Origin of the sequence: Agromyces sp. H66 (assembly GCF_004959775.1) — a bacterium.
In the GTDB taxonomy this organism is placed as follows: Bacteria; Actinomycetota; Actinomycetes; order Actinomycetales; family Microbacteriaceae; genus Agromyces.
Map to the genome: position 1 here is coordinate 193,720 of NZ_SJZG01000007.1, position 19,901 is coordinate 213,620.

At 71.5% G+C, this 19,901-nt stretch carries 22 protein-coding genes; 13 read left to right on the forward strand and 9 right to left on the reverse strand.

The window, feature by feature from the left end; genetic code table 11:
• Positions 1-65: 65 nt before the first annotated feature.
• Entirely contained in the window at positions 66-431 is a 366-nt protein-coding gene (locus EZM51_RS13590; protein WP_136708796.1) for a DUF488 family protein, read from the reverse strand.
• A 92-nt stretch (positions 432-523) separates the two neighbouring features.
• Complete coding sequence (locus EZM51_RS13595; protein ID WP_169053909.1) at positions 524-1,870, reverse strand: S8 family serine peptidase; 1,347 nt, start codon at positions 1,868-1,870, stop codon at positions 524-526.
• 216 nt (positions 1,871-2,086) lie between these two features.
• Between EZM51_RS13595 and rpsO the strand changes: the two genes are divergently transcribed.
• The 3 genes from rpsO (at position 2,087) to EZM51_RS13610 (ending at position 3,588) form a co-directional block, all read left to right on the forward strand.
• Positions 2,087-2,356, forward strand: a complete 270-nt coding sequence (rpsO, locus tag EZM51_RS13600; RefSeq protein ID WP_130351110.1) for a 30S ribosomal protein S15 — start codon at positions 2,087-2,089, stop codon at positions 2,354-2,356.
• A 154-nt stretch (positions 2,357-2,510) separates the two neighbouring features.
• The gene (locus EZM51_RS13605; protein WP_136708798.1) at positions 2,511-2,972 is read left to right on the forward strand and encodes a hypothetical protein; all 462 of its coding nucleotides are present in this window, start codon (positions 2,511-2,513) and stop codon (positions 2,970-2,972) included.
• Between the two features lie 52 nt (positions 2,973-3,024).
• Entirely contained in the window at positions 3,025-3,588 is a 564-nt protein-coding gene (locus tag EZM51_RS13610; RefSeq protein WP_136708799.1) for a type 1 glutamine amidotransferase domain-containing protein, read from the forward strand.
• 14 nt (positions 3,589-3,602) lie between these two features.
• On the opposite strand, the gene EZM51_RS13615 is transcribed toward EZM51_RS13610, so the two are convergent.
• Entirely contained in the window at positions 3,603-4,148 is a 546-nt protein-coding gene (locus tag EZM51_RS13615) for a CGNR zinc finger domain-containing protein (protein ID WP_136708800.1), read from the reverse strand.
• A 70-nt stretch (positions 4,149-4,218) separates the two neighbouring features.
• Here EZM51_RS13615 and EZM51_RS13620 point away from each other — a divergent pair, with 70 nt between their 5' ends.
• From EZM51_RS13620 to EZM51_RS13630, 3 genes are read left to right on the forward strand one after another with little or no spacing between them, the layout of a single operon-like run.
• Positions 4,219-5,214, forward strand: coding sequence for an EamA family transporter (locus EZM51_RS13620; protein ID WP_136708801.1), 996 nt, complete (start codon positions 4,219-4,221; stop codon positions 5,212-5,214).
• Positions 5,215-5,223: 9 nt separating this feature from the next.
• A complete protein-coding gene (locus EZM51_RS13625; protein ID WP_136708802.1) occupies positions 5,224-6,102 on the forward strand; it encodes an LLM class flavin-dependent oxidoreductase in 879 nt (292 codons plus the stop codon).
• 5 nt (positions 6,103-6,107) lie between these two features.
• The gene (locus tag EZM51_RS13630; RefSeq protein WP_136708803.1) at positions 6,108-6,725 is read left to right on the forward strand and encodes a hypothetical protein; all 618 of its coding nucleotides are present in this window, start codon (positions 6,108-6,110) and stop codon (positions 6,723-6,725) included.
• Between the two features lie 42 nt (positions 6,726-6,767).
• On the opposite strand, the gene EZM51_RS13635 is transcribed toward EZM51_RS13630, so the two are convergent.
• Complete coding sequence (locus EZM51_RS13635; protein ID WP_136708804.1) at positions 6,768-7,166, reverse strand: thioredoxin family protein; 399 nt, start codon at positions 7,164-7,166, stop codon at positions 6,768-6,770.
• A gap of 174 nt (positions 7,167-7,340) precedes the next feature.
• On the opposite strand from EZM51_RS13635, the gene EZM51_RS13640 reads away from it, so the two are divergent.
• A complete protein-coding gene (locus EZM51_RS13640; protein WP_248305660.1) occupies positions 7,341-8,198 on the forward strand; it encodes an alpha/beta hydrolase in 858 nt (285 codons plus the stop codon).
• Positions 8,199-8,231: 33 nt separating this feature from the next.
• On the opposite strand, the gene EZM51_RS13645 is transcribed toward EZM51_RS13640, so the two are convergent.
• On the reverse strand, positions 8,232-9,023 hold the full coding sequence (locus tag EZM51_RS13645) for a glycosyltransferase family 2 protein (RefSeq protein WP_136708805.1): 792 nt from the start codon (positions 9,021-9,023) through the stop codon (positions 8,232-8,234).
• Positions 9,024-9,216: 193 nt separating this feature from the next.
• Here EZM51_RS13645 and EZM51_RS13650 point away from each other — a divergent pair, with 193 nt between their 5' ends.
• From EZM51_RS13650 to EZM51_RS13665, 4 genes are all read left to right on the forward strand, one after another.
• The gene (locus EZM51_RS13650) at positions 9,217-10,800 is read left to right on the forward strand and encodes a M28 family peptidase (RefSeq protein ID WP_248305656.1); all 1,584 of its coding nucleotides are present in this window, start codon (positions 9,217-9,219) and stop codon (positions 10,798-10,800) included.
• A gap of 55 nt (positions 10,801-10,855) precedes the next feature.
• Positions 10,856-11,638, forward strand: a complete 783-nt coding sequence (locus EZM51_RS13655; protein ID WP_282568144.1) for a fructosamine kinase family protein — start codon at positions 10,856-10,858, stop codon at positions 11,636-11,638.
• Between the two features lie 85 nt (positions 11,639-11,723).
• Positions 11,724-12,947 (forward strand): LLM class flavin-dependent oxidoreductase, encoded by a 1,224-nt coding sequence (locus tag EZM51_RS13660; RefSeq protein WP_136708808.1) that lies wholly within the window; start codon positions 11,724-11,726, stop codon positions 12,945-12,947.
• A complete protein-coding gene (locus EZM51_RS13665; RefSeq protein WP_136708809.1) occupies positions 12,944-13,570 on the forward strand; it encodes an FMN reductase in 627 nt (208 codons plus the stop codon). The genes EZM51_RS13660 and EZM51_RS13665 overlap by 4 nt, the downstream gene beginning before the upstream one ends.
• A gap of 133 nt (positions 13,571-13,703) precedes the next feature.
• Here the strand turns inward: EZM51_RS13665 and EZM51_RS13670 are convergent, their stop codons facing one another.
• Positions 13,704-13,910, reverse strand: coding sequence for a dodecin family protein (locus tag EZM51_RS13670; RefSeq protein ID WP_136708810.1), 207 nt, complete (start codon positions 13,908-13,910; stop codon positions 13,704-13,706).
• Between the two features lie 204 nt (positions 13,911-14,114).
• On the opposite strand from EZM51_RS13670, the gene EZM51_RS13675 reads away from it, so the two are divergent.
• Positions 14,115-16,130, forward strand: coding sequence for a glycosyltransferase (locus tag EZM51_RS13675; protein WP_136708811.1), 2,016 nt, complete (start codon positions 14,115-14,117; stop codon positions 16,128-16,130).
• Between the two features lie 9 nt (positions 16,131-16,139).
• On the opposite strand, the gene EZM51_RS13680 is transcribed toward EZM51_RS13675, so the two are convergent.
• Positions 16,140-16,331 (reverse strand): DUF5302 domain-containing protein, encoded by a 192-nt coding sequence (locus tag EZM51_RS13680; protein WP_136708812.1) that lies wholly within the window; start codon positions 16,329-16,331, stop codon positions 16,140-16,142.
• Between the two features lie 329 nt (positions 16,332-16,660).
• Here EZM51_RS13680 and EZM51_RS13685 point away from each other — a divergent pair, with 329 nt between their 5' ends.
• Entirely contained in the window at positions 16,661-18,943 is a 2,283-nt protein-coding gene (locus EZM51_RS13685; RefSeq protein ID WP_136708813.1) for a polyribonucleotide nucleotidyltransferase, read from the forward strand.
• An 86-nt stretch (positions 18,944-19,029) separates the two neighbouring features.
• Here EZM51_RS13685 and EZM51_RS13690 read toward each other — a convergent pair whose 3' ends face one another.
• Positions 19,030-19,242, reverse strand: a complete 213-nt coding sequence (locus EZM51_RS13690) for a hypothetical protein (protein ID WP_136708814.1) — start codon at positions 19,240-19,242, stop codon at positions 19,030-19,032.
• Positions 19,239-19,901, reverse strand: a complete 663-nt coding sequence (locus tag EZM51_RS13695; RefSeq protein ID WP_136708815.1) for a helix-turn-helix domain-containing protein — start codon at positions 19,899-19,901, stop codon at positions 19,239-19,241. The genes EZM51_RS13690 and EZM51_RS13695 overlap by 4 nt, the downstream gene beginning before the upstream one ends.

The following is a 19,901-nucleotide window of genomic DNA, read 5'->3' on the forward strand; positions in this document are numbered from 1 at the left end:
AGTCGTGCTGCGAAAGCCCCGGTCGTGGGTGTAATACCGGCCCGACGGGCGACACGACCGCAAGGTCACGCCTCGACGGCCGCCCCGTGCTCGCCGAGCCACTCGAGCAGCACCGCCGCGTGGTTGACGTGCTCGTCGCGGGCGCCGAACAGCAGGGTCACGCGGTCGTGGTCCGCGCCGAGCCCGAGGAGTGCCTCCGCTGCCGGATTCGCGTCGAGTTCCTCGCGGTAGCGCGCCGCGAACTCCTCGAAGCGCTCGCGGTGATGGTGCCATTCGGTGCGCAGGTCGGGGGAGGGCGCGACGTCCTTCGCCCACTCGTCGAGTTCGGCACGTTCCTTGCGCACCCCGCGCGGCCAGAGTCGGTCGACCAGCACCCGGTAGCCGTCGGATGCCTCGGCGGGTTCGTAGACGCGCTTCATCGTGAATCCCATGGCGCCAGTCTGCCGAGGTGCCCGGGCGATGTCACCCGACGCGACGGATGCCCCGGTCGAATCGGCCGGGGCATCCGCTCATCGAGGCCGGCTCAGCCCATCGACACCGCGAGCGCGTCGACGATGCCGGTGCCGAAGAACGAGTTGCGTCCCTCGTCGCCGTAGCAGCGCTCGCGCTCGTCGCCGGCGTTGAGCGGTTGCCAGTCCGCCGGGCAGGCGAGCGGTGTGGCCGTGCGCATCACGGCCGCCTTCACGGCGCCGGGCGACCAGCCGGGGTGGCGGTCGACGACGAGCGCCGCCACGCCCGCGGCGTGCGGCGACGACATCGACGTGCCGTTCAGGTACCCGTAGCCCGCACCGCCGCTGATCACGGTCATGCCCGGGTAGAAGGCGCTGAGCGGGTCGTACCCGGCCCAGATCTCGCTGTCCATCGGCAGGGCGCCGAGCACGGCGTCCTGCACGGTTCCGGTCGCGCGGAAGTAGTCGCCGCCGGGCGCGGTCACGTCCACGCGCGACATGCCGACCGACGAGTAGTCGGCGATCCACAGGTCGTAGCCGTCGATGCCGACGGGGCCCACCGAGGAGACGGTGAGTGCGCCGGGCAGCTCAGCGGGCGCGACGCGGCACTCGTTGCCGACGTCGCGGGTCTCCTCGGAGCCGGGAGGCCAATCGGGGCTGATGGCGTCCTCGCCGGGGTGCTGCAGGTCGGCGCTCTCGTTGCCCGCCGAGGCGACGATGAGCACGCCGCGCTGGGTGGCATACCGGGCCGCGGACTCGATCTCCGCGAGGATGGCCCGCTGTTCGGCGTCGCTCTTGCAGTAGTAGAGGTACGGGTCGGCGAACAGGCTCAGGTTGACCACGTCGAGCCCTTGGTCGCCCGCGTAGCGGAGTGCGGCGGCGACCGAGTCGGCGAAGCAGTATCCGCCCTCGGTGCACGCCTTGAGCGCGACGATGGTCGCCTCGGGGGCGATGCCCGCGATGCCGACCCCGTTCACGGGCGCGGCGATCGTCGACGCGACGTGGGTGCCGTGACCGCTCAGGTCGTCGATCGCGCCCTTGTTCGAGCAGTCGCCGTTCGCGATCTCGGCCGGATTCGCGGTGGGCGTGTCATCGAAGATGAACGAGCAGGAGCGGTCGAGGTCGAGGTTCGGCTCGATGTCGGGGTGGGTGAGGTCGACCCCGCTGTCGATGACTCCGACGCTCACCCCCTCGCCCGAGGCGTTGGCGAAGCTCTCGGTGCCGGCGCCGATGAGCGCCATGTCCCACTGGCAGGCGCCGAGCGGCTCGGCGTTCGGTGTTCCGAACGTGTCTGCGTAGAGCTCCTCGCAGATGTCCACGAGCTCGCCCTCGGTGCCGGCCGCCTGTGCGGCGGTCGCGCTGAGCGGGACCATGAGCGCCGCGGCCGCGATGGCCGCGAGGGGGATGATTCGTCGTTTCATGTGTGCACTCCTCGACGTCGTTGTGGTGTCGTGCTGATGGCGCGGCTGGTCGAGCCGCAGGTCCGACACTATCGCCGTGGGGCGGGCGAGCGACAGGCGCCGTCGCGGCATCCGCTCTGCTAGAGTATTGAGGTTGCCGTGAAATCGGCCGCGCATCAAGAGAGCCCAGGCACACGGCCCCGGGCAGCGCGCAACGAGAGAAAGGGGATCCCATCTATGGCACTCGAAGCAGACGTCAAGAAGGCGATCATCGAAGAGTACGCGACGCACCCCGGTGACACTGGATCCCCCGAGGTCCAGATCGCGCTCCTCACGAAGCGGATCAAGGACCTCACCGAGCACCTGAAGGAGCACAAGCACGACCACCACTCGCGTCGTGGCCTGCTGCTCCTCGTCGGTCAGCGTCGTCGTCTGCTCGGCTACCTCGCCGACGTCGACATCAACCGCTACCGCTCGCTCATCGAGCGTCTCGGTCTGCGTCGCTAAGCGCACAGTCCGCGCGGCTCTCGCTGACACCGCGATCTTCTTGCGAAGGCCCCTGCCCCCGGCAGGGGCCTTCGTCATGTCACGACCGGATGCCGCCGCCGCCGCAGCCCCGGGCGATTCGCGGATGCCCCGCCTCCGCGCCTACGGTGGAGGCATGTCCCGGCTCGCCCTCGCGTTGCGCGTCATCCTGCCCGCATTCTGGCTCGGCGCGGTGATCGCGATCTCGTTCATCGAGGCGCCGCTGAAGTTCACGGCGCCCGGCATCACGATTCCGCTCGGCCTCGGCATCGGCCGGCTCGTGTTCACGGCGCTCAACATCCTCGGCGTCGCCATCGCCGCGGTGCTCACCATCGCGAGCGTCATCCGCCCGCGACCCGGACGCCTGTCGGCGTGGCTCCTCGGCGGGGTGTGGGTCGTGCTGCTGGTCGAGATCCTCGTGATCCGGCCGCCGCTGAACGCCCGCACCGACCTCGTGATCGCGGGCGCCGAGCCCGGGCAGTCGCCGTTCCACTACCTCTACATCGCCGCCGACGTCGTGCTCGTGCTGCTCCTCGCCGCGCTGGCGATCGTGAACGCCAGGCGGGTGATCCCGCGCCCGACGTTGTCAACCCCGTAGCGGTCCGGGGAGCGTCTCCGTAGCGTAGTCGGCAGACGAGAGGAGATCCGACATGGCAGCCCGACTCGCCGGCCGGAAGGTCGCCTTCCTCATGACCGACGGCTTCGAGCAGGTCGAGTTCACCGAGCCATGGGACGCCGTGAGGGAGGCGGGGGCGGAGGTCGTGCTCGTCTCGCCCATCGAGGGCACCGTGCTCGGCTTCCATCACACCGACAAGGCCGACACGTTCGACGTCGACCTCGACGTGGCGACCGCCGATGCGTCGGACTTCGACGCCCTGGTGCTGCCCGGCGGGGTCGTGAACGCCGATCACCTGCGCATGGACGTGCACGCGGTCGCGTTCGTGCGCGCGTTCTTCGAGCAGCACAAGCCCGTCGCCGCGATCTGCCACGCCCCGTGGCTCCTCATCGAGGCGGGCGTGGTGCGTGGGCGCAGCCTCACGTCGTATCCGAGCCTGAAGACCGACCTCGTGAACGCGGGGGCGAACTGGAGCGACGAGCGGGTCGTCGTCGACCAGGGCCTCGTGACGAGCCGGCGCCCAGCCGACCTGCCCGCGTTCATCGACACGGCCATCGAGGAGATCGCCGAGGGCGAGCACGCCGGACAGCGGAGCTAGGCCGGTCGCACGCGTCACGCGGTGCGCGCCCGGTACGCCCGCACCGCCATCCGGTTGCCGCAGCGCGTGCTGCAGAACCGGCGCGACGAGTTCTTCGACAGGTCGACGAAGATGCCTTCGCAGTCGTCGGCGTCGCACTCGCGCAACCGGTCCATCTGGTCGTATCGGATGACGTCGACGAGGGCCATCGCGGCCTCGACGAGGATGCGCCGGGCGAGCGGCGCATCGGGCTCGGTCGCATGGATGTGCCAGTCGATGCCGTCGTGGCGCACGAGCCGGGGGAGTGCGTGCGCCTCGGCGAGCAGCTCGTTGACGGCGTCGGCCGCGTCATCGCGGTCGAGGAGCCACAGCGTCCGCAGGCGACTGCGCGCGTCGCGCACCTCGGCGAGTTCGCGCTCGTCGCCGTCGCGGCGTCCCGAGTACCTCCACACGTCGAGCAGGTGGGCGAGCTGCCCCGGGTCGCCGAGCTCGTCGTCGCCCGAATCGGATGCCCCGGGCGCGGTGTCCGCGAGCGCGGCGACGAACCCCAGGGCCGCCTCCGTGTCATGGGTGAAAATCATTTGACTCCTGACACTCGATGCGAGTACTGTCACGAGCATAACCAGTTTCAGGCATGACAGGGGCGAACACATGGGCGGTACGCGCGGCATCTTCGGCATCGCGCTGGGCCTGGCGGCGGGTCTGGCGTTCGGCGCGGGCGGCGCCATCGTCAAGCCGCTGTTCGAGGCGGGCTGGTCACCCGGCGCCGCCGTGCTGTTCCGCGTGAGCGTCGCCGCCCTGTTGCTGGCCGTTCCCGGACTCGTCGCGCTGAAGTTCGACCTGCGTCCGCTCTGGCGCGCGAAGTGGACCGTGCTCGTCTACGCGGTCATTGCGGTCGCCGGCGTCCAGCTCGTGTTCTACACCGCGATCGCCCGCATTCCCGTGAGCACGGCCCTGCTCATCGAGTACCTCGCTCCCGTCGCGCTCGTGCTGTTCGCGTGGGTGCGCACGAGGCACGTGCCCCAGGTCGTCGTGCTGGCGGGCTCCGTGGTGGCGATCGCCGGCCTCGTGCTGGTGGTCGACCCCGCCGGCGGCGCGCTCGACCCCTTCGGCGTCGCGATGGCGGGCGTCGCGATGCTCGGCGTCGCCGTCTACTACGTGATCGGCGAACGCGACGACCTCGGCGTGCCGCCCATCGCACTGGCTGCCTCCGGACTCCTCATCGGTGCCGTGGTGCTCGGCATCGCCGCGCTCGTGGGCCTCGTGCCGTTCGAGGTCGCGTTCGTCGAGGTCGACTTCCTCGGCGGCACTGCGCCGTGGTGGGTGCCCGTGCTGATGGTCGCCGCCTTCTCGACCGCCTTCGCCTACGTCGCCGGCATCCAGGCGATCCGCATGCTCGGCACCCGGCTCTCCTCGTTCCTCGGCCTCTCCGAGGTGATCTTCGCCGCCGTCGTGGCGTGGGCGCTCCTCGGCGAGGCGATCGGCCCCGTGCAGGCCATCGGAGGACCGCTCATCCTCGGCGGCATCGTGCTCGTGCGGTTCGAACGGCGGGCGCCCGATCCCGCGGCGATCGCGCTCGACGTCGACCTCGTCCCGGTCTCTGCGGCGACCCGACGGGACCCCGAGCGGTCCCGCGTCGCGCCCTAGACTCGGCCCATGCGCGTCGGCATCGTCATCCTCCCGCAATACGACTGGCCCGAGGCGGGGCGCCGTTGGCGTGCCGCCGAGGAGTACGGCTTCGACCACGCGTGGACCTACGACCACCTCGCGTGGCGGGGGCTCGCGGGCGAGCGCTGGCATGCCACCGTGCCGACGCTCACGGCCGCGGCGACCGTGACGACGCGTATCCGCCTCGGCACGTTCGTCGCTTCCCCGAACTACCGGCATCCGGTGCCGTTCGCGAAGGACATCGCCACCGTCGACCAGATCTCCGGCGGCCGGATGCTCCTCGGCGTCGGCTCAGGGGGCACCGGGTTCGACGCGTTCGTGCTCGGCCAGCCCGAACTCACCCCTCGGCAGCGCTTCGAACGCTTCGCCGAGTTCGCGGAGGCCCTCGACGTGCTGCTCCGCTTCGAGCCGCCGGGTTCCGACGGCATCTCGTTCGAGGGTCGCTGGTACACCGCCGACGGCGCGCGGATGGTCGGCGCGCCGTCGCAGCATCCGCGGATGCCGCTGCACCTCGCCGCCGACGGGCCGAAGGCGCTCGCCCTCGCGGTGCGCATCGCCGACGGCTGGGTCACCACGGCCGGCGCCGCGGACGACCCCGAGGCGTGGTGGCGCCGGGCGGGCGAGCTCATCCGCCGCCTCGACGACGCGTGCGCCGACGCGGGCCGCGATCCGTCGACCATCGACCGCACGCTCTCGCTCGACGGCGAGGGGCGGTACAGCCTCGCGAGCGTCGGCGCGTTCGACGACGCGATCGGGCGTGCCGCCGAGCTGGGCTACACCGACGTCGTCTCGCACTGGCCGCGCGAACACGGCCTCTACGCCGGCGACGAATCAGTGCTCGACGAGGTGGCGCAGCGGCTAGCCTGAACTCCATGCCCGCGCCCCGCTCGAAGCCCCTCCTCAGCTGGGAGCCACTCCCGTACCTCGTGCTGCTGGTGCTGTTGGTGCTCACGGGCGTCGTGCGGCCCGACGCCCCGCCGGTGCTGTTCTGGGGGCTCATCGCACTCATCGTCGCCGCGCTCGCCTGGCTGATCGCCGCGCTCGTGCGATCGACGCGACGTGAGAACCCCGACCGGTGGGGCGATCTCTCGACGCTCGACGGGCTCGACGTCGTCGACGCCGCTCGCCGTGAGCGCGACGTGCGCACGGTCGTGCCCGTCGACGACGCACAGCGCCACCAGTCCGCCATCGAGCTGGCGCGGCTCGCCGGCGGCGCCGAGCAGCACGCCGTGCTCGTGCCGCGAGCGAGCCGCTGGCTCTCCCGCCGATACCGTGTCGGCGTGCAGCTGGTCGGCGGCGACCGACCCCGGCACGCGGGGTTCCTCGGCCCTGCGTCCGCCGACCGGTGGACCGAGCTGCTCGACGACCTCCGCGAGCACGGCCGCTACGTTCGCGTCCCCGCACTCGTCACGGGCGCCGCGCGCCCCTTCGGGGTCGAACTCGACCTCAGCGGGCTCGAAGGGCTCGCGGACGCCGGCCGCGACGGGTGACCGCGGCTCGCGGCATCCGCTCGTTCCGGACGCTCCGCGCGTTCAGGCCTCGGTGGCCTCGCTCGACGCGACGGCCTGCTCGGTCTCCTGGCGCGCGAGCTCGGCGCGCACCCGGTCCATGTCGAGGGCGCGCACCTGCGAGATGAGGTCGTCGAGCATGGCGCGGGGCAGTGCTCCCGCCTGCGCGAAGACGCCGATGCCGTCCTTGAAGGCCATGAGCGTCGGGATCGAGGTGATGTTCATCGCCGCGGCCAACTGCTGCTGGTCCTCGGTGTCGACCTTCGCGAACACGAGGTCGGGATTTGCCTCAGCGGCCGCCTCGTAGTTCGGGGCGAACTGGAGGCACGGGCCGCACCAGCCGGCCCAGAAGTCCACGAAGACGGTTCCGCCGTCGAGGATGGTCTGCTCGAAGTCGTCCAGGGTCAGTGCAACGGTAGCCATCCGTCCACCCTACGCGTGCCCACTCGACCGCTCGCCGGGGTTGCCTGTGCGGCGGCTGTGTGCCGGTATCGTGAAGGCGTGGTCGCATTCGGTGGGGCACTGGGATCCTTCCGTCGCCGCGGCACGCCCGAGGCGGCGTCCGAGGCCGATGAGGCGCGCGCGCTCGACGCGGCGATCCCCGACCTCGACTGGCGCGCGTTCCCGCGCGGCACCGAGATCTCGCGCTTCGAGGCTCCGAGCGGCCCGCTCGCCCGGGTGGCGCTCGGTCCCGTTGCGGGACCCCGGGTGCTGCTGGTGCCGGGGGCCACCGGCTCGAAGGAGGACTTCGTGCTGATGATGCCGCTCTTCGCGGCATCCGGATACCGCGTCGAGTCCTTCGACCTCGCGGGCCAGTACGAGTCCGCCGACGCCGGGCCGTGGAATCTCACCCCGCCTCGCGCGAACTACGACGAACGACTGTTCCTCGACGACCTCCTCGCCGTGCTCGACGATGCGGCGGGCCCGGCCCACGTGCTCGGCTACAGCTTCGCCGGCACCCTGGCCCAGCTGGCGCTCCTCGAGCGACCCGACCGGTTCGCGAGCCTTACGCTGCTGAGCGCACCGCCCGAGCCCGGGCAGGCGTTCCGCGGCATCAAGCGCATCGGGCCGATCAGCGGCATCACCAGCGCGCGGCGGGCCGCCGCGCTCATGCTGTGGGGCATCCGCAACAACCTCAACCGGGTGCCGCCCGGCCGGCACGCGTTCGTGCGCGAACGGTTCGCGCTCACCCGCCGCGAGAGCGTCGACGACATCATCGCGCTGATGATGCGCACCCCCGACGTGCGGGCGGCCGTCAACGCGTCCGCGGTCCCGAAACTCGTCGCGGTCGGCGAGCACGACCTGTGGCCGAGGGAACTGCACGCCAGGTACGCGGCCGAGATCGGTGCCCGCTTCGTGGTCTACCCGACCGGGCACAGTCCGTGCGAGACGGCTCCGCACCAGCTCGTGCGCGACATGGCGGCGCTCTTCGCCGAGACCGACCTCACGCCCTGACCTCGCGGAGATCCGAGGGATGCCGCGGGCCGGTCAGGCCGGCACCGGCTCCTCGCCGTCGTCGAGCTCGTCGACCTCGTCGGCCGCGCCCCAGTGCTCGTGCGTGCGTCGATGCGCCGCGCGGCGCTCGAGCGGCGACCACGCGCGGAACTCGATGGCGAGCGTGTGGAACGCGATCCGAACCCGCCGCCAGAGCCCCTCGATGCTGTCGAAGGGTCGCGCCGACACCCCGACGATCATGAGGTCGTCGCGCACCACCGTCATGCCGGGCTGGATCCACCAGGAGAGGTCGAGGTCGTCGTGCACGTCGCCGCGGTCGCGGTGCACGAGCTCGCGCAGCTCCAGCCACGCGTCGCGACGCATGGCGTAGTTCGAGCCGAAGACCGGGGGATGCCCGAGCAGCGGGCCGATCACCCGGAAGTACCCGCCGATGTAGATGTTCCGCGCGATCCATCGGATGAGCGCGTTGCCCCCGTAGAAGACGCCGGAGCCGGTGACGACCGTCGGGAGGTCGGCTCGCGACATCCGGTGCTCGACCTCGGCGAGCCAGCCCGGCCCCGGTACGGAGTCGGCGTCGAGGCGGGCGAGCACGTCGCCCGTCGCCGCGTCGAAGCCGGCCGCGGTCGCCGGCCAGATGCCGCGCAGCGGTTCGGAGACGAGTCGGGCACCGGCGGCGAGTGCGACGTCGGCCGTGGCATCCGTCGAGGCGTTGTCGACCACGATGACCTCGTCGGCGGGCCGCGACTGCTGGGCGAGCGCATCGAGGCAGGCGGCGAGGTATCCCGCATCGTTGTAGCTCGGAACGATGACCGAAATCGTGCCCATCACGGCGAGTCTAGCCACCGGCGCCGGTGCCCCGCGCTCGATCGGTGCGGAACGGGGCCGAGTTCTGCCGAAGACCTGTTCACCGGGTGCGGGACCGCCCTAGACTTCCAGCCAATTGCGGCACCCGACCGGGGTGCCCGGAGAGGGGAAGACGATGATGTCATCTGCCACACTTTCCAAGCGCGCGAGAACGGTGGGGGTCGCTACCGCGGTCGTCGCCGGGCTCGCGCTCGTGCCGACCGGGACCGCGCTCGCCGCCCCGGCTCCGGCGGCATGCGAGATGCGCAACAACAACACGGTCGACAGGCTGCTCGAATGCGTGAGCGCCGAGGGCGCGCTGGAGCACCTCGAGGCCTTCCAGGCGATCGCCGACGCGAACGGCGACACCCGCGCCGCCGGCACGTCGGGCTACGAGGCGAGCGTCGACTACGTCGTCGACACGCTCGAAGCGGCCGGCTGGAGCGTCTCGATCGACGAGTTCGACTTCACGTACGTCGGGCCGTCGACGCTGACGCAGCTGACGCCGGTCCACGCCCAGTATCCGACGGGGCCCTACACGGGCAGCGGCCCCGGCGACGTCACGGCCGCGGTGACGCCGGTCGACCTCCAGCTCGGCCTCGGCAACACGAGCACGAGCGGCTGCCAGGCGACCGACTTCACCGGCTTCCCGGCGGGCGACATCGCCCTCATCCAGCGCGGCGGCTGCAACTTCTCCATCAAGGCGCTGAACGCCGAGGCGGCGGGCGCCGTCGGCGTGGTCATCTTCAACCAGGGCGACGCCGACACGGCCGACCGGCAGGACCTCATCGTCGGCACGCTGGGCGGATCGAACGTCGTCGGCATCCCGGTCGTCGGTGCGAGCTACCCCCAGGGTGTGGCGCTCGCGGAGCCCGGCTCGACGGCGAACGTCTTCGTGCCGGAGCCCGAGTCGCGTCCGCAGAAGAACGTGATCGCCGAGAAGACCGGCGTGAACGACGACAACGTCGTGATGGCGGGCGCACACCTCGACTCGGTGCAGGCCGGCCCGGGCATCAACGACAACGGCAGCGGCTCGGCCGCGCTGCTCGAGCTCGCGCAGAGCATCTCGAAGCTCGAGCCGCAGAACACCATCCGCCTCGCGTGGTGGGGCGCCGAGGAGGCCGGGCTGATCGGCTCCGAGGAGTACGTCGCCGAGCTCAGCCAGGACGAGCGGGACCGCATCGCGCTGTACCTCAACTTCGACATGGTGGCCTCGCCGAACTACATCTTCATGGTGTACGACGGCGACGAGTCCGGGTGGACGGCGCCGACGGGCGTCCCGATCCCCGACGGCTCCATCCAGATCGAGGACCTGTTCGAGCGGTACTACACGAGCGTGGGCGAGCCGTACGACGATGCGCAGTTCAGCGGGCGCAGCGACTACGACGCGTTCATCCGCGTGGGCATCCCCGCGGGCGGCCTGTTCACGGGCGCCGAGGTCGTGAAGACCGAGGAGCAGCAACTGATCTGGGGCGGCGTCGCCGACGAGTCGTACGACCAGTGCTACCACCGTGCCTGTGACACGATCGGCAACGCGAACCTGCACGCGCTCGACGTGAACGCCGACGCGGTCGCGCTCGCGGTGCTCGCGTACTCGTACTCGACCGAGTCGGTGAACGGCGTGCCCGGTGTCAACGTTCCGGGCGGCCTGAACCTGCCCGAGGCCGCCGGACCCGAGGGCACCATCGGCGGCAACGCCGGCGGACTCGACCCCGACCTCGTGCACGACCACGATCACGGTCCGCTCGCGGCGGAGTAGCCCGGATCGATCGAACCAGGCGGGGCCTGTCGCGTCAGCGGCGGGCCCCGCACTCGTGCGGGAGACTGGGGCGGTGCGAACCATGGTCAAGCGGCGCTCGGACGCGCCCGAGGGGTTCTTCGAGGCCGAGGCGGCCGGGCTGGCGTGGCTCGCCGAGGCGCGCGGCGCCCGGGTGGCGGCGGTCGTGTCCGCGGGTCCGGGCTGGATCGAGCTCGAACGGATCGAGGAGGTGCGACCCGATGCCGCGGCAGCCGCTGCCTTCGGCGCGGCCCTCGCCCGGACGCACGCCGCCGGCGCGGCCGCCTTCGGCGCCCCGCCCGACGGGTGGCACGGGCCGCTCTTCATCGGTCGCCGGGAGATGCCGGTCGCCGCCGAGTCGACGTGGGGCGCCTTCTTCGCGCGCGACCGGGTGCTTCCGTTCCTGCCGATCGCCGAGGATGCCGGGAACCTCACGCCCGCGGAGGCCGACCTCGTCCGTCGGGCGGCGGCCGTCGTGGCATCCGGCGCCTTCGACGACGACGAGCCGCCGGCCCGCATCCACGGCGACCTCTGGAACGGCAACGTGCTCTGGTCGGCCGACGGCGTGGTGCTCATCGATCCCGCCGCGCACGGCGGCCACCGCGAGACCGACCTGGCGATGCTGGCGCTGTTCGGGTGCCCATTCGTCGAGGAGGTGCTCGCGGCCTACGACGGCGAGGCACCGCTGCGCCCGGGCTGGCGGGAGCGCGTGCCGGTGCATCAGCTGCATCCGCTCGCGGTGCACGCGGCGGGGCACGGCCGGGGCTACGGCGTGGCGCTCGCGGACGCCGCCCAGGCGGTGCTGCAGCTGGCACGATGACGGCGGGAATAGATTCGACGGGGCATCCGTTCGATACATTTGCATGCAAACGCATGGAACACGAAGACCAGCCCAGGAGGGCGAGATGCAGTTCGGAATCTTCACCGTCAGCGACATCACGCAGGACCCGACGACCGGCCATACGCCGAGCGAGGCCGAGCGGATCCGGGCGACGCTGACGATCGCCACGCACGCCGAGGAGGTCGGGCTCGACGTCTTCGCGCTCGGCGAGCACCACAACCCGCCGTTCTGGTCGTCCTCGCCGACGACGACGCTCGCCTACATCGCCGGGCAGACCTCGACCCTGCAGCTCTCGACGGCGACGACCCTCATCACCACCAACGACCCGGTGAAGCTCGCCGAGGACTACGCGATGCTCCAGCACGTCTCGGGCGGTCGCGTCGACCTGATGCTCGGTCGCGGCAACACCGGCCCCGTGTACCCCTGGTTCGGCAAGGACATCCGCCAGGGCCTGCCGATCGGCATCGAGAGCTACGAGCTGCTCCACCGCCTGTGGCGGGAGGACGTCGTCGACTGGGAGGGCCGGTTCCGCACGCCGCTGCAGGGCTTCACCGCCACGCCCCGGCCGCTCGACGGCGTGCCCCCGTTCGTGTGGCACGGGTCGATCCGCACCCCCGAGATCGCCGAGCAGGCCGCGTCCTACGGCGACGGCTTCTTCGCGAACCACATCTTCTGGCCGGCCTCGCACACCCAGCGCATGATCGCGCTGTACCGCCAGCGCTACGAGCACCACGGCCACGGCACCGCCGCGCAGGCGATCGTCGGCCTCGGTGGGCAGGTGTTCATGCGGAGGAACTCGCAGGACGCGGTACGCGACTTCCGTCCGTACTTCGACAACGCCCCGGTGTACGGGCACGGTCCGAGCCTGGAGGAGTTCACCCAGCAGACCCCGCTCACGGTCGGCAGTCCGCAGGAGGTCATCGACAAGACGCTCGGCTTCCGCGACTACGTCGGCGACTACCAGCGCCAGCTCTGGCTCATGGACCACGCGGGCCTGCCGCTGAAGACGGTGCTCGAGCAGCTCGACCTGCTCGGCGAGGAGGTCGTGCCGGTGCTCCGGAAGGAGTTCGCGAAGAACCGGCCGGCCGACGTGCCCGACGCGCCCACGCACGCGAGCCTCGTGACGGCGAAGTACGGGGATGCGGCGCCGCGCCAGGCCACGCCGAACGCGAACCGCGGCGACAACCTCACGGTCGGCTCGCCCTACCAGGACGCCGGGGCGGCGACGGCCACCACGTCCGGCGCGGCCTTCGGCCCCGCCGCCACCCGGAAGGCGGTCGTGCGATGACCAGGCGAATCGTCGTGATCTCGTCGGGCCTCTCGACGCCGAGCTCGACCCGCCAGCTGGCCGACCGGCTCGCCGCCGACGCCGCGGGGATCCTCACCGAACGCGGTGTCGACGTGGAGGTGCGAACCTTCGAACTGCGCGATCTCGCGCACGACATCACGAACCACCTGCTCATGGGCTTCGCCCCGCCGAAGCTCGAGGAGGCGCTCGACGCCGTGTCGAAGGCCGACGGGCTCATCGCCGTCACGCCGATCTTCACCACGAGTTACGCCGGACTCTTCAAGTCGTTCGTCGACGTGATCGACCCGCAGGCGCTCACCGACCTGCCCGTGCTCATCGGGGCGACGGGCGGCACGCCCCGCCATTCGCTCGCGATCGACTACGCGATCCGGCCGCTGTTCACCTACCTGCACGCCATCCCGGTCACCACCGGCGTCTACGCCGCGACGAGCGACTGGGGCGACGGCGGCGACGGCGTGCGGTCGCTGCCCGACCGCATCTTCCGCGGCGCGAAGGAGTTCGCCGACCTCGTCGAGCGCACCGACCGGTCCGAGCTCGTGAACGACCCGTTCGCGCTCGATCGACCCACCGGCCACCTCATCGGCGGACTGGCGGGGGAGTAGCCCCCGGCGCGGGCGGCTCGGCCCGACTCAGGGGCTCGGCGTCCGTCGCGGGCTCGGCGTCCGTCGGACGTCGAGCCCCGCCGCGTCGGCGGGGCTCGACCCGCTCAGGGCTCAGCCGGAGCTCAGTCGGAGATCAGTCGTCCAGGACGAACGTGACCTCGAGCGTGACCGACCACTCGACGACGCGGTCGCCCTCGACCTTGACCTTCTGCTCCTTCACCCAGGCGCCCTTGACGCCGCGGAGCGTGGCCGAGGCGCGCGCGATGCCGACCGAGACGGCGTCTTCGAAGCTCGTCTCGGAATAGGCGGTGATCGTGGTGACCCGTGCGACGGATGACATTTCGTTCCCCCTCGAACATGACGGTGTTCCCTACAGGCCCCATCATCCGCCCAACGCCGGCAGAACGCGAGGGGTTGACGTTCGGATGCCGCGAGCCGGCCTCCGGGGACGAGCCGGGGAACGGCATCCGAAGGTTCGATGAATCCTCGGCGCGCGGGCCCCGATCCGGCTCCCGCGAGCCTCGGGTTCGCCCACGCTGGAGTCGTGAAGGTCGCCCTCCTCGCAGAATCGTTCCTCCCGCACATGAACGGCGTGACGCACTCGCTGCTGCAGGTGCTGCGCCACCTGGACCGCCGCGGGCACGAGGCGCTCGTCGTCGCACCGCGCTCGGGACCCATCGACGAGCCCCTGCACGGTGCGCGCACCGTGCTCCTGCCCTCGGTGCCGCTGCCGAGCTACCCCGACGTCCGCGTCGTGATGTCGGGCGCGCACCGGCTCGCCGCGATCATGCGCGGACACGGCGCCGACGTGCTGCACCTCGCCTCGCCGTTCGTGCTCGGCTGGCGCGGGCTCGTGGCCGCGGAGCCGCTCGGGATCCCGTCGGTCGCCGTGTACCAGACCGACATCCCCTCGTACGCGGAACGCTACGGCGTGCCGGGTGCCGCGCCCGCGCTCACGCGGCACCTGGGGCGGCTCCACCGCCGCGCGACGCTCACGCTCGCGCCGTCGACCTCCGCCCTCGACCGGCTCGGGGAGCTCGGCGTGCACGCCGAGCGGTTGCGACTCTGGCGACGTGGCGTCGACACCGAGCGCTTCGCCCCGGATCGGCGCAGCGAGCGCTGGCGGCGCGGCATCTCGGGCGACGGCGCGGTGCTCGTCGGCTACGTCGGCCGGCTCGCACCCGAGAAGCAGGTCGAGGATTTGCGGGCGATCGCCGACCTGCCAGGCGCGCGGCTCGTCGTCATCGGCGACGGACCATCGCGGCCGGCGCTCGAGCGGCTGCTGCCCGAGGCGCGCTTCACGGGCTTCCTCGGCGGCGACGCGCTCGCCGAGGCGATGGCGAGCCTCGACGTGTTCGTGCACCCGGGGGAGAGCGAGACGTTCTGCCAGACCGTCCAGGAGGCGCTCGCGAGCGGCGTCCCGGTGGTCGCCACCGGACGCGGGGGCCCGCTCGACCTCGTGCACTCGAGCGTCGACGGCTGGTTGTACCGGCCCGGCGACCTCGTCGAGCTCCGGGAGCGCGTGCGCGACCTCGTCGGCGACGACGCCAAGCGCCGGGCGTTCGGCGCCCGAGCCCGACAGGCCGTGCTCGGCCGCGGCTGGGACGTGCTCGGCGACGAGCTCATCGCCCACTACGAGGACGCCGTCGCGACCCGGGCCGCGGTCGGTCGCCGAACGCTCGACCTCGCGGACCGGCCGGGGCCGGCGCAGGCGGCCGCACCCGCGATCCCCGAATCCGCGGTGCCCCGCACGCCGCCGTGGCGGCGCTACGTCGCCGTCGGCGACTCGCTGACCGAGGGCCTGTGCGACGCCTCCAGGATGCCGACCGGGCGCTATCGCGGCTGGGCCGATCGGCTCGCGATGCTCCTCGCCCTGACGGCTCCCGCGACCGACCCGGTCGCCTACGCGAACGTGGCCGTGCGCAGTCGCAAGGTCGACGACGCCGTCGACGTGCAGCTGCCGGCGGCGACCCGGCTCGGCGCGGACCTGGTCAGCGTGCTCATCGGGGCGAACGACCTGGTCGGGATGCGCGCCGACCCCGGTCGCCTCGGGGCCGCGCTCGACACCGCCGTCGCCCGGGTTCGGGATGCCGGTGCCGACGTGCTGCTGATCACCCCGTTCCTACCGCGCCGACCGGCGTCACGGTGGTTCGAGGCGCGGTTCGCGGCCTTCGCCGATCGACTCCGCGTGATCGCGCAGGAGCGGGGCGCCATGTTCCTCGACGTCCGCACGCTCGACGAACTCGTCGACCCCGCAGTCTGGGCCGAGGACCGCGTGCACCTGAACTCGGCCGGCCATCGCGTGCTCGCCTACCGGGCCGCCGAAGTGCTCGGCGTGCGCCACGCGAGCGAACTCGGCCTCCTCGAGCAGGCGATGCACGACGACGGCGGCGGCGACGACCGTCATCTCGGCGACGGCGCCTGGCTCGTGCGGCACGCCGCGCCGTGGGTGGTCCGTCGGGTGCGGGGCCGGGCCGCGGGCGACGGCCTGGATCCGAAGCACGCCGAGCTCACGCGGGTGCTCGACGATCCCCGCCTGCGGGGCGTGCGGGTGGGCTAGCCCACGACCTCAGCCGCTCTTGCGGCGGAACTCTCGTTTGTGGTCGGCGGGCCCCTGGCTGTGCTGGGCGCCTCCGCCGCCATCGAGGTGGGACTCGCCCTCGCGTTGCCTGGCCGCCTTGTTCTTGCGGTCGAGCGCTTCGCGGAACTTGCGCTTCGTCTCCTCGGAGGGGCCGGTGGTGCTCTGCTCGTCGGACGTCATGCCTTCGAGTCTGGCACGGATGTCGCGGCCACCGCTGCCGACCCCACCTGATAGAGTTGAGGCGGTTGTCCGATGGACACCGTCGTCTGATGTGCCGCGAGGCGGTGCGACATCCACTCGGATGCAGGCCACAACCGAACATCGAACACCCATGGAGCAGGCCGGCAGGAAGCTGGTCCCCTGTGGTGGATTACCAAGCACGGCTTGGTGAACTTCTACTGGTGGCCAGCGTGAGCGCATCGCCTGATGCGTTTCGTAATGCCTGTTCCTGCTCCCGACGTTGAGTCGTGCCCATACGGGGTGCGACGGTAAACAAAGGAGACGACCTCTTGGAAGGTCCTGAAATCACATTCGCCGAAGCCGTCATCGACAACGGCAGGTTCGGCACCCGCACCGTCCGGTTCGAGACCGGGCGCCTCGCCCAGCAGGCACAGGGCTCCGCCGTGGCCTACCTCGACGAGGAGACTATGCTGCTCTCGGCGACCTCGGTCTCGAAGCAGCCGAAGGAGCACTTCGACTTCTTCCCGCTCACGATCGACGTCGAGGAGCGCATGTACGCGGCGGGCCGCATCCCCGGCTCGTTCTTCCGTCGCGAGGGCCGCCCCTCGACCGACGCGATCCTCACCTGCCGCCTGATCGACCGCCCCCTGCGCCCCTCGTTCGTCGAGGGCCTCCGCAACGAGGTGCAGGTCGTCGTGACGGTGCTCGCCATCGAGCCCGACGAGCTCTACGACGTGCTCGCGATCAATGCGGCATCCCTGTCGACCCAGCTCTCGGGCCTGCCGTTCTCCGGCCCCGTCGCCGGCGTGCGCGTCGCGCTCATCGACGGCCAGTGGGTCGCGTTCCCCAAGCACTCGCAGCTGGAGGAGGCCGTGTTCAGCATGGTCGTCGCCGGCCGCGTGGTCACCGAGGCCGACGGCTCGCAGGACGTCGCGATCATGATGATCGAGGCCGAGGCCACCGACAACGCGTGGAACCTCATCCAGGCCGGCGCGGTCAAGCCCGACGAGACCGTCATCGCGCAGGGCATCGAGGCATCGAAGCCGTTCATCAAGCAGCTCGTCGAGGCGCAGCAGCAGGTCGCCGCGACCGCGGCGAAGGAGACGGCCGACTACCCGACGTTCCCGCCGTACCAGCAGTCGACGTACGACGTCGTCGCCGCGTCCGCGTACGAGGAGCTGAAGGGCATCTACCAGATCGCCGGCAAGACCGAGCGGCAGGACGCCGACGACGCGCTCAAGGCGCGGGTCAAGGACGAGGTGGCCGCGAAGGTCGCGAACGGCGAGCTCCCCGAGTCCGCCATCGCCGAGGTCTCCGCCGCGTACAAGTCGGTCACCAAGCTCGTGGTGCGCTCGCGCGTGCTCGAGGAGGGCGTGCGCATCGACGGTCGCGGCCTCCGCGACATCCGACCGCTCGACGCCGAGGTGCAGGTCGTGCCCCGCGTGCACGGCTCGGCGATCTTCCAGCGCGGCGAGACGCAGATCCTCGGCGTCACCACGCTCAACATGCTCAAGCTGGAGCAGCAGATCGACTCGCTGAGCCCGGTCACCAAGAAGCGCTACATGCACAACTACAACTTCCCGCCGTACTCGACGGGTGAGACGGGTCGTGTCGGTTCGCCCAAGCGTCGCGAGATCGGCCACGGCGCGCTCGCCGAGCGCGCCCTCGTGCCGGTGCTGCCCACGCGCGAGGAATTCCCCTACGCGATCCGCCAGGTGTCCGAGGCGCTCGGCTCGAACGGCTCGACCTCGATGGGCTCGGTCTGCGCCTCCACGCTGTCGCTGCTCAACGCGGGCGTGCCGCTGCGCGCACCCGTCGCCGGCATCGCGATGGGCCTCATCTCCGACACCAAGGACGGCGAGACGCGCTACGCGGCGCTCACCGACATCCTCGGTGCCGAGGACGCGCTGGGCGACATGGACTTCAAGGTCGCCGGCACCTCCGAGTTCGTCACCGCGATCCAGCTCGACACGAAGCTCGACGGCATCCCCGCCTCGGTGCTCGCGGGTGCGCTGACGCAGGCGAAGGAGGCGCGCACGACGATCCTCACCGTGCTGAATGCCGCGATCGAGGGTCCCGACGAGATGGCGCCGACGGCGCCGCGCGTGATCAGCGTGCAGATCCCGGTCGACAAGATCGGCGAGCTCATCGGGCCCAAGGGCAAGACGATCAACGCCATCCAGGACGAGACCGGCGCCGAGATCTCCATCGAGGAGGACGGCACCGTCTACATCGGCGCGACCGACGGCCCGTCGGCCGAGGCCGCCCGTGCCCAGGTGAACGCGATCGCCAACCCCACCAACCCCGAGGTCGGCGAGCAGTTCCTCGGCACGGTCGTGAAGATCGCCGCCTTCGGTGCGTTCATCTCGCTGCTGCCCGGCAAGGACGGCCTGCTGCACATCTCCGAGGTGCGCAAGCTCGCCGGCGGAAAGCGCGTCGAGAACGTCGAGGACGTGCTGGGCGTCGGTCAGAAGATCCTCGTCGAGATCACGAAGATCGACGACCGCGGCAAGCTCTCGCTCGCTCCGGTGCTGGCCGAAGCGGCCGACACCAACGGTCGCGACGCCTCGGGAACGCACGCCGAGGAGCCCGCGGAGGGCGTCGAGGTCTAGGCGGGCCTCGCCTCATCACACGGATGCCCCGCCCGACACGTTCGGGCGGGGCATCCGTCGATTCCGGCAGTACCGGCGGGCCGTCGCTACAGCAGGCCGAAGGTGGTCGCCCGGTGGGCGGCGTCGCGCTCGGCGAGCGCGGTCTCGGCGGCGGCCTGCGCCGCCATGCGCTGCAGGAGCCGCTCGCGGTCGGTGCGTCGCTTCGCGCGGCGACGGCCCCAGCGGGCCAGGACGAGGCCGCCGCGCACGGCCCAGCCCGACAGCCGGCCGGACGCGGGGGAGAGGGTTGCGGAATTCATCGGTCCTCCTTCGAGGGGGGCTCCGTCGTGAGCTCACCGCGCACGAGCGGGAACGCGTTGATCTGGATCTGCACCGGGCGCGAGCCCGGTGACGGGGTGCGCTTGTACCGGTCGATGTAGTCCTTGAGCACCACGTCGATGTCGGTGACGAGGCCGTGCAACTGATCGGGTGTGAGGCGCAGGTTGATGGTGTCGGACGTGGCGATGTCGAGCCACTCCGGCCCGAACACCTGCTCGCCCTCGGCCGTGTACTCGCGGAAGTTCTGTTCGCGGGAACGGTTCCACTCGTCTTCGACGAGCTTGACGGCGAGGCGCTCCGCGCTGCCAGGTGGCAGGTTGCGGGCGTCGGGGATGGAGATCGAGCCCGGTCGTCGCTCCCACCACCGTTCGCGGCCCTTGCCGCGCGTCTCGTCCTCGCGCACGAGGCCGGCTCGCTCGAGCTGACGCAGGTGGTAGCTCGTTGCCCCGCTTGACTCGCCGAGGCGTTCCGCGAGGCCACTCGCGGTCATCGGACCGTAGGCGGAGAGCTCATCGTAGATGCGCACGCGCAGCGGATGCGCGAGGCTCTTGAGGCTCGCGCTCGTGAGCACGTGGTCGACGAGCGGGTGTCGCGTGCTGCTCGGCTGGGACTCGAGGTCCTCGGGCGTCGTGTCCTTCAT